Origin of the sequence: Neisseria sp. P0018.S001, from assembly GCF_051957355.1 — a bacterium.
Classification (GTDB): domain Bacteria; phylum Pseudomonadota; class Gammaproteobacteria; order Burkholderiales; family Neisseriaceae; genus Neisseria; species Neisseria subflava_A.
Genome location: NZ_JBQCWN010000111.1, coordinates 1 through 211, shown reverse-complemented (window position 1 = coordinate 211; position 211 = coordinate 1). Strand labels below are relative to the sequence as shown.

Genomic DNA, 211 nt, shown 5'->3' with positions numbered 1-211 from the left:
GTTACCGCCGCTGAAAAGGCCGACAACGTGACCGACTACAGCATCGACTTGGCGCAAGACACCAAAGACGACATCCAAAAAGGCGTAGATGCCAAAACCGCCGTTGACAGCAAAGGCCTGACCTTCAGCGGCGACAGCGGCAGCACCAATATCGAAAAACTCGGCTCCACCGTGACCGTTGCCGGCGACGACAACATCACCACCGAAGCCC

General features: G+C 57.8%; 1 protein-coding gene. It reads left to right on the top strand.

Features of this window, described 5'->3' with window-relative positions:
• Window positions 1-27 precede the first annotated feature (27 nt).
• Window positions 28-211: hypothetical protein (locus tag ACTHTJ_RS11080; RefSeq protein WP_440362702.1), on the top strand; the 184-nt coding region annotated here is incomplete at its 3' end.